This is a genomic window from Nocardia sp. NPDC050435, from assembly GCF_040655395.1.
In the GTDB taxonomy this organism is placed as follows: Bacteria; Actinomycetota; Actinomycetes; order Mycobacteriales; family Mycobacteriaceae; genus Nocardia.
This window is the reverse complement of the sequence record NZ_JBFAJW010000004.1, coordinates 411,799-420,761: the sequence shown is the minus strand read 5'-3', so window position 1 is coordinate 420,761 and position 8,963 is coordinate 411,799. Positions and strand designations below refer to the sequence as shown.

General features: G+C 63.1%; 7 protein-coding genes. All 7 read left to right on the top strand.

All coding sequences use genetic code 11. The annotated features are described in order from the left end of the window. Positions 1–761 precede the first annotated feature (761 nt). Positions 762–5,297: a hypothetical protein gene (locus AB0I43_RS14445; protein WP_356973213.1), complete on the top strand. Its 4,536-nt coding sequence runs from the start codon at positions 762–764 to the stop codon at positions 5,295–5,297. Continuing rightward, complete coding sequence (locus tag AB0I43_RS14440; RefSeq protein ID WP_356973211.1) at positions 5,297–6,151, top strand: immunity 49 family protein; 855 nt, start codon at positions 5,297–5,299, stop codon at positions 6,149–6,151. Before AB0I43_RS14445 ends, AB0I43_RS14440 begins: the two co-directional genes overlap by 1 nt. Positions 6,152–6,217: 66 nt before the next feature. Then, on the top strand, positions 6,218–6,928 hold the full coding sequence (locus AB0I43_RS14435) for a hypothetical protein (protein WP_356973209.1): 711 nt from the start codon (positions 6,218–6,220) through the stop codon (positions 6,926–6,928). Between the two features lie 3 nt (positions 6,929–6,931). After that, entirely contained in the window at positions 6,932–7,261 is a 330-nt protein-coding gene (locus tag AB0I43_RS14430; protein WP_356973208.1) for a hypothetical protein, read from the top strand. A gap of 2 nt (positions 7,262–7,263) precedes the next feature. Further along, complete coding sequence (locus AB0I43_RS14425; RefSeq protein WP_356973206.1) at positions 7,264–7,560, top strand: hypothetical protein; 297 nt, start codon at positions 7,264–7,266, stop codon at positions 7,558–7,560. A 79-nt stretch (positions 7,561–7,639) separates the two neighbouring features. Further along, entirely contained in the window at positions 7,640–8,095 is a 456-nt protein-coding gene (locus AB0I43_RS14420; protein ID WP_356973205.1) for a hypothetical protein, read from the top strand. 24 nt (positions 8,096–8,119) lie between these two features. Further along, entirely contained in the window at positions 8,120–8,941 is an 822-nt protein-coding gene (locus AB0I43_RS14415; RefSeq protein ID WP_356973203.1) for a hypothetical protein, read from the top strand. Positions 8,942–8,963 lie beyond the last annotated feature (22 nt).

Genomic DNA, 8,963 nt, shown 5'->3' with positions numbered 1-8,963 from the left:
ACCAAAGTCGCTGTTCCCGCCCTCATCCAGCCGGTCCAACCGAAACCTCGCTTCCGGAACACCACGCAAGCGCTCCCCGACGACACCCGGACAGGACGCTCACCTCATCGAAGCGTGGCGCCCGCGTACCCAGGTTCAGTTCTCATATCAATCAGGCACAAAAATGTTCATTGGCACTATCTGTCCAAGGTCGATCTCGTTACATGGGCCCGATCACGCCCACTACCCACCGACCGGCAGCGCCGGGACCTCCGCAACAGACCACCGAAACAATCTACCGTCGCCGCCTGCCCCGAACCAACCAAGATCCATAGCAAGGTGACATTGCCCCAGGCAGGCGCTCCAGTAAGAGTTTGCTGGATTTGCTGTCGGCGATGTCACAGTCGCCCCGAGGCGGTAGGCGGGCGCGGACCGGCGCCCGGCCGGACGCTCGGCACGCCGCACCGCCGCCGGAGCGCGGCCGCACGATCCGGCCTCGTCCGCGTCTCGGTGGGCCGGCGCAGCTGAGCAAACTGCACAGCTCGCGGACGGACCGATAACCGTCGTTCACTTCTCCGGGAATCAGGGCTGCGCGCTGTCCCGGTTCGCCCGCTCGAATCCGCGCGGGCGTCAGCACTCTTCGCCGGCGGGGCGGCGAATCGGCGCGGGCGGCAAGTTCTTTCAGATCGAGTGGAACCAGTTCTGGACTGGCCGCGTCAAACGGGGTGTAGGTATGTTTGTGCCCAGCTAGCGGGTGGGCCGGTTCGAAGGGGTAGCAACGGGTGGGGATCGAGATACCGGACTCGTTGCAGTGGGTCGCCAAATACGTGGTCGGCGCCGGAGACTGGCCCGAAGGAGACGAAACCGCGATGCGGCGGGTCGAGGACGCCTGGACCGGTCTGGCCACCACCCTCACCGACCTCGACGACGAAGCCACCTACGCCGTCAAACAGGCCATCGCCCAACTCGACGGCTCCACCGGCGAAGCCTTCGCCGCGCACTGGGACAAACTCGGCGGCGGCAAAGGCGCCTTCGACGGCCTGATCAAGACCATCGAAACCCTCGCCGACGAAATCGGCGACGGCGCGGCCGATATCGAGCACACCAAGCTCGTCATCATCGCCTCGCTGGTCATCTTCGCCATCGAAATGGCCATCGCACTGGCCGAAATGGCCACCGGTGTCGGCGCGCCCGCCGGCGCCGCCACCGCCGCGGCCGCCCAGACCGCCACCCGCATCGCCATCCGCGTCGCACTCAAAGCCCTGCTCAAACGCATCCTGTCCAAAGCCGCTCTCAAAGCCGCCGCCCGCGCGGCGCTCAAGGGCGCGTGGTCGGCGGTGCTCGAGGAAGGCTTCCTCGAGATCGGCCTCAAACTCGCCCAGGTCGCCGTCGGCAACCGGGACGCCCTCAGCAAAGAGGAATGGCTCGAGTCCGGGGCCACCATCGCCGCGGCCGCCGCGGCCGGAGCCACCGAGGGCGCGCTCACCTCCGGATCGGGCAGCCCCGGCGGGAATAAACTCACCAGCGCCCTCAAGGACGGGGCCCAGGAGGTGGGCGCCGGATTGGCCGGTGAGGTCGCCGCCGCCGCCACGACAGCCGCGCTGACCGATCAGCCGTTCGATCTCTCCGACACGTTCTCGCTGGAGAACATCACGTCCTCGGTGGCGGGGGCCGGGCAGAGCGCGCTGGAGAACGGGGGCGGGAACAACAATCCGGGTGAGACGAATCCGGCGGGCGCCAACGATGGTGGGGAGCAGGGGAATCCGGGGGACAACAATCCCGGTGAGCAGAATCCGTCGAACCCCGCGGACACGACACCGGCGGGAAGCAATCCCGCGCAACCCAATCCGGGGCAGACCACTCCGGCGGGGACCAATCCGAACGGTGGGGAGAATCCGAGTCAGCCGGGGCAGACCCAGCCGACGGAACCGGGGGCGCAACAGCAGAACCAGCAGCAGCCCACCCAGCCCACGGAACCGTCGACGCAACAGCAGAATCAGCAGCAGCCTACGGAACCGGCGGCGCAGCAACAGAACCAGCAGCAACCGTCCCAGCCGACGGAACCGGCCGCGCAGCAGCAGAACCAGCAGCAGCCCACCGAACCGGCGGCGCAGCAACAGAACCAGCAGCAACCGTCCCAGCCCACGGAACCGGCCGCGCAACAACAGAACCAGCAGCAGCCCACGCAACCAACCGAACCGGCGTCGCAACAGCAGAACCAGCAGCAACCGTCCCAGCCGACCGAACCGGCCGCGCAACAACAGAATCAACAGCAGCCCACCCAACAACAGCCGACTCAAACCACGGAACCGTCGGCACAGCAACAGAATCAGCAACCGAGCCAACCGTCGACACCACAGCAGCCGACCCAGCCGACGGAGCCGTCCACCCAGCAGAACCAGCAACAGCCCACTCAGCCGAGCGCGCCGTCGACCCAGCCCACGGAACCATCCACCCAGCAGCAGCCGACGCAGCCGTCCACACCTCAGCCCAGCAGTCAACAGCCGAGCCCGCAGTCACCCGAGGGCCAACCGGCCCAGCAGAACCCGGCCCAGCAGTCACCGAGCCAGCCGACCACCGGCCAGTCCGCCCAGCAGCCGGCCACGCCCCAGTCCCCCAACAGCCAACCAGCCCCGCCTCAGCAACCAGCACAAACCACCGAACCCGCCCAGGGCCAACCCGCCAACACCCAGCCCACCACCGGCCAGCCCGCCGCACCGAGCAGCCCCGCCACCCAGTCCCCGGCGAACCAGAACCCGTCCCCCGCGACTCAAAACCCCTCCCCCACCACACCATCCGATAGCACCCCCGCTTCACCGGCCACCACCGCACCCGCCGCGACAGCGCCCACCTCGCCGTCCACACCGGCAACCCCAGCAGCACCCAACACCCCCGCGACTCCGGCGAATCCCACCACGGCCACCCAGCCGACCTCGACCGAAACCACACCGGCAGCCACCGCCACCGCACCTGCCACAGCCCCGGTCACCGGACTCCCCAGCACCCCCCAATCCGAGACTCCTCGCTCACCCAGCACCCCGCAAACCGGTGACCCCGGTACCGCCGCCGGCCCGAACGCCGCGCGCCCCAACAATTCGCCTTCACCAACGCGCCCTGACGCGCCCGCACGAGCGACGCAGAACCCGGCCAGTCCCGACACCACACGTCCCACCCAGAACTCGGCCAATCCCGATTCCACGCGCCCCAACCAAAATCCCTCTACCCCAGGTGTTTCGCCCACACGCGCACAACAGAGTCCATCCTCAGCGCGCCCCGATCCCACCTCCCCCACCAACCGCCAACCCGCCACACCCGACAACAGCAAACCTTCCCGCCCGACCCCGCAGCGTCCCAGCCGCTTCGAAGACCAGAACCTCCGCAACCTCCCCGACACCAGGGCCCCGGAATCCGAACCACGCCGAACGGACCACGGCACACCCGGCAACCCGACTCGCCCAACTCTCAACCAGACCAGCCCTCCTTCCTCCAGGCAACCCGACCGCACCCCGCCCGGTGACGCATACCCCAAACGCTCCGCAGCCGACTGGCAGAAGCTTTTCGATCAGCACAAATACGATCCCAACTCCACCCCTTGGAATCCGGGGGCCACCAACCCCGCACACCACATCACCGAACCACGAACGAACCCACCCCGGTCAAGCCACGACACCACCCCAGCCCAACCTGCCAGAGGCCCTGAACAACAGAACCCGAACACTCTCAACACAACTCGCCCAACCTCCGACGGCGGCCACTCGGCCACCCCCTCCTCTCACCCGGTCGACTTCGACCCAACCAAACCCTCTACACCCCCGAACACCCACCACACCCCCACCAGCACCTCCATCGGCAACGACCCCACCACCCACCGAGTCCGCCAGAACCTCCGCAACGAGGGCGACTTCGACGTCATCTTCCACGCCGACCGCGACGGCAACCCCCAGAACAACCTCACCCCCAAACAAATCGCCGACGCAATCCGCGCCAACCCCAACTACAAACCCGGCACCCCCGTCCGCCTCATCGCCTGCCACGCCGCCAACAACCCCGACCTGGCCCGCCGACTAGCCAACGAGCTAGGCGCCCCGGTCACGGTCGCCTCCGACGCCGTCGGCGTCCCCGCCAGACCCGACTCCCCCGCCCACGTCCGCGACAACGGCACTTGGACCACTCACTACCCGACCTCGCCCGACGGCAAAACCCCGACGCCGACCACCAGCCAGTCCGTCGCGCCCCCAACCGACCTCGGCAACTCACCCGTCGACTACATGGCAGATGACGACGCTGAAAAACGGCGCAAACGAGAAGCGCAGCTCAAGAAGGCAAATACGAACCAAGAATGGTTCGAGAAGTACTACAACGCAATTGGGCATCGCCGCAGCCTCAAAAACCGGGACGAGCACAACGACCCGCTACCACAACTGCACCCGACCGGATCGAACGATCCCAAGTGGATGCTCGCCAGCGACGTGCCCGATGCGGAGCCGGAATCCTACATAGATGAGAGCGATCACGACGGTGAACGTGGTGAGAGAATCTCGAAGGAGAACCTAGACCGTCTCGACGAACTTGCGAAGGCCCGCGAAGAAGCGATTAAAAATGACCGGCAGCCACACAAAGACCGGGCCGCCGCAAAAGCCGAGTACGAAAAGGATCCCTCGGAGGCAAACAAGGCGGCTTTCGAGGCAGCCGATGCCAAGCATAGCCCATTGCATGGCGCAATGACCCGAGCTAGCGAGACATACGGAGATGCAGTCTCCGAACTGCAGGCCATCCCCAACAACTTCGCAGGGGCCGAGCGCATCGACAATCGCGGTTCAGGGAACAATCGTTTCGATCAGATCTGGCGGCTTCCGAACGGCGAATATGTGGTTGTGGAGGTCAAGGGGTCGCCTGACGCCGGCCTCGGTGATCGGCGCGGGCTACCGCTGGGCGCCAAGGATATCGACGCGACCGCAGGTGAGCCCGGCGAGCAGCGCCAAGAAACAACAGAAACAACAGAAACAACGAAACCTGAGACAGCTGAAGTATCACCTACACCGGGCGTCCCGAAAGTCAAGCAGGGTACCCGCGAATACTTCAAGACTATTCTTCATGAGATGGAGACTCGCGGTATCGCGAACCTCGCAAAGGCAACCACCGAGGCCGAGAGACAGCATGCGAACGACGAGCTGAAATTGGCGGCAGACCTGAAAGAGGCTCTTCTCGCGCAGCCGAGTAAGCTGAAATACATGCTGGTGAAGGCAGTTCCGGATGGTGACAGACACGGCGGATACATTATGAAGGAGTTCGATATCAGGACAGAGGATGAGAAGTAATGGTAACGATTCCGCGCCATGAGTACCCCACACGGAACCTGGCCGACCTGCTGGAACATGCCGAACCGAAGCTTCGAACCAGCATCGATGGTCTCGGTCGCACTTCGGAAGAGTTCTCCTTCGCTTTGCCCGCAGCGGTAACCGTCCTCGACCTGCGTTGCGCCGGAGACCCCACCGCCGCGCAACTCGAGACGTGGGAGGCGTGCGTGACCGCAATGCAGATCGGTTCCGCGTTCTTCACCTCGGCCCTCGCAACCGGCGACACCGTCGACTGCGTGATCGCGCACGAGAAACGGACCGTGCGGACCGGGGCGCACCGATGGGCGCATCCAAGCGATTGGCTGACCGCTTTTTGGCTGAGTTGCATCTGCCGCGAAAAGCGGCGGCTCGACGAGTTGTGCCGAGTACCAGTGTCTTTCCTGCGAAGGCCCGGGGCAGTGTTCGATTCCTACATCTATGCCTGGGTCGAAGCGCTCCAGGCGTACTGGCTGAAGCAGCCGGAGTTCGGAGCGAAACTTGTCGCGGCTGTGGAAGGCACCGCTCCGGAAGCGATCCAGCACACCGGCGCGGGCGGCGTACTCCGCCTGATGTATCCACCGATGAACCTGATGACCCAACTCGCGCGAGGCGACGACGACCGATTCAACAACGAATTGGCCAAAGCTCTGCAGTGGCACAAAGAGTACTGGTCCAGCGAAGAGGACTTCTACAAGCCGGAAGGCTTGGTCTCGCTCAGCCTCACAGCCGTAGCATGCCTGGCCAGGGACGCCGGTTTCGACATCACAGTCGACTCGGAGTACATCCCGCGGTATTTGCTCGAGGGCGAATGGGTGGGTGAGTTCCGGACGGTGTGAACGTGATACAGCAACGGCCGCACGGCGATCCGTGCGGCCGTAGGGTTCGGCATGGGAAGAAGTTGGATGGACATCATTGCCGAGTTTCGTAAACTAGTTCCGCTGGAAGACTTCGATGGAATACCGGACGCATGGGTCAGCTCTGAACCGAATCCCATAGCGCGCCTCGTATTCATTGCACGCCCCGATGGCCAGGCCTTGTTTCAGGTGAACGCCAAGCACGAGACGAGCTGGGAAGATGTGAACCAATTCGTCCACTTCGCACGAGCCAACATGCAGAAGCTGGCCGCCGCTACACCGATGATTGCCGTACCGGGCTTGCGACTTCCCCATTACGGCTTCGACAGCGCGATCGCGGTTCTTCCCGCAGCCGCAGACTTGACGCCGTCCGAGGACGAAGACCTGAACCAACGCATCTATGGACTATGCCCTGGCTGGGAATGCGAAGTCTCGATGACAGAATCCGAGAGCTTGGCTTTTCGCCGGTATCGACGAGAACTACAACCCAGCAATTGGTCTCGTGATCCCAAACCATACATAGCCGTGCGGTTCGGATTCGAACGTCAGGGCGAGCCCGATGTCACGAGTGACAGCCCGATAGTTACCGACCTGGGAAATCTCGAAGCTGCGCTTCATATGATCGCCGAAGCGGATGCCGGCTGGATCGAATGTAAGAACTGGCGGGCGCAAGCCGTGTCGCTCGAGTTTCAGCGCGGGGATCCCACGGCAGAGACCGCCTTGAAGCTACTCCGCAAGTTCGTTACCACAGGAGGGTGAGAGTTGTTTCTGCGATCAGATTTCGACCTCGAGGCCGATCCAGCCGGTAAAGACGATGTCTCCGATCTGCTCGAATCGCTCGGCCACGTCGACAAGACCATCGCGATTCTGGGATCCGAGCCACAGGTGTATATCTCGACGGTGTACCTACCGGAGAACGATACCTTCAGCCTCGACTTCCGCGACGGCGGCCCATCCCGCCATTACAGCATCCTCGGTCTGTCTCGCGACACTGTCATCGGCGCTTTTCCGAGCTATCTGGCCGGTGACAACCGGTGGAAGACCGCAGTGGAATGGGAACGCGACCGACACTACGAGGAGGTACAGGGATAGCGATGCAGTACCTCAACGACTCGACCGTAGGCAGTTTTCTCGCCGAATCCGGTCTGCGCATGCTGGTCTTCGGCACGGCAGCGGACCTGAGCAGCCAGGTGTTTCGCAGCCAGATCACCGAATTCGACCAGATCACCGGCGATCAGCTCGCTGTCGGCGTCATCGACGTGGCGTTGGCGCCGGCGACTGCCGCCGGATGGGGAGTGAGTGCCACCCTGCCGATTCAAATCGTCTTCGCAGATGGCGTCATGCACCGCCTGCTCTACACCGACATCCTGAATCGCAGTATCGGCGAGTAGCCTTGCCTGCGACCAGGTCTGGGAAATGTCGATTCCGCAAGGTGGACATCCGGCGGGCGAACCTAGGTAGGAAATGACAGTGAACTCCGTCGATAGTCCCGGCTCTCCTGCGCAGCGGATCGCCCATCTCAAGGCCGAAATCACCGATATCGTGCTGGACCAGATGGCCACCGTAGGACCTGATCTCGCCTTCATCGATCTGAAGGTGATGATGACAAGCACTGTGGGCGATGTCGCGATGACAGCGACCAAACAAGACGGCAGCGCCCCGCCGCTGGCACCGGATCCACGTCTCGAGCCACTCTTCCGCGAACTTCGGCACCTCCAATACGATCCAGACCAAGGCGCCTGGTTCTCCGCACTTGTCACCAATGACGCGGAAATGCGCCTTATATTGAAACTCAATTATGACGTCGACCCGATCTGGTACCCCGAACTGCCGGGCTCCGCGTTTCGAAGGGATCTAGAGGACTACCCACGAGGCGAAGGGTACATTCCGACCTGGCTGGCAGATAAAATAGCCGAGAGCGATTGAGAGACAGAGGAACCGGAACACCTGATGGTATACATTCCATTTTCTTTCAATGGCCTCGACTTCACCGCGAAGCACAATCTTCTGAGTACCGTCTGCGAAACCCTCTTCCATCAACTTCCACCCGGATGGTTCGAAGTCACCATCGACTATCGACAGGTCGGTCGGCATGTCGAGACCGTCAGCGTCGTGCATACCATCGACAAGCGGATCATCCCGATCCAAACCCCGAGCGGTGCGCGGGAGCTGTTCGCGGCCTACCGACAGCTGATGAGCCGTCCACACGAGGGGACGTGGTACAGCCTGCGATTTCACTATGCTCGCATGAACGATTACTCCGTCAACATCAACTGGACAGATGACCCGTTCACTCAGCCGGTTCCTGACGACGAGTTCTTGTTCGAGCTGGACAAGCAGTGGATCGACGAAGTACCCAGCTGGTTCGCCGGCCAGAGCGCGGAGTTCAGCAAGGCGGCGGCATACGGATACGACGAGTGGGGGCTGGAGGTAAACGATCGACCTCCGTTGCCACCCAAAGTGATCGAACAAGTAGCCGCCTACCTCGACGCCGCTCCAACTGTTTACACAAACAGCTCTCCCTGGCCGGATCCGCTGGATCCCGAGGAGCCCGAAGTGATCCCGCCCCATTTCTACACCGACGGCGCGTGGATCTGGCCGGAAGATGTCCCTTACCAGCTACGCACCCGCGAAATGTCTCCCGAACCCGAGTTTCTCGCGCATATTTTGGAGAACAACTTCACCCTCCCCGAGGTAAGCGAGACTGCCCTGCGTGACGCGCGGCTACAGGCCGCGTACTGGATGCACACCAAAAATTCCCGAGCGGATTGAGATGACCGAGTTGGAAGGTAAG

Coding starts and splice junctions, on each gene's coding strand:
- AB0I43_RS14440 (WP_356973211.1), top strand. CDS start 5,297: ATGGTAACGATTCCGCGCCATGAGTACCCCACACGGAACCTGGCCGAC.
- AB0I43_RS14435 (WP_356973209.1), top strand. CDS start 6,218: ATGGACATCATTGCCGAGTTTCGTAAACTAGTTCCGCTGGAAGACTTC.
- AB0I43_RS14425 (WP_356973206.1), top strand. CDS start 7,264: ATGCAGTACCTCAACGACTCGACCGTAGGCAGTTTTCTCGCCGAATCC.
- AB0I43_RS14415 (WP_356973203.1), top strand. CDS start 8,120: ATGGTATACATTCCATTTTCTTTCAATGGCCTCGACTTCACCGCGAAG.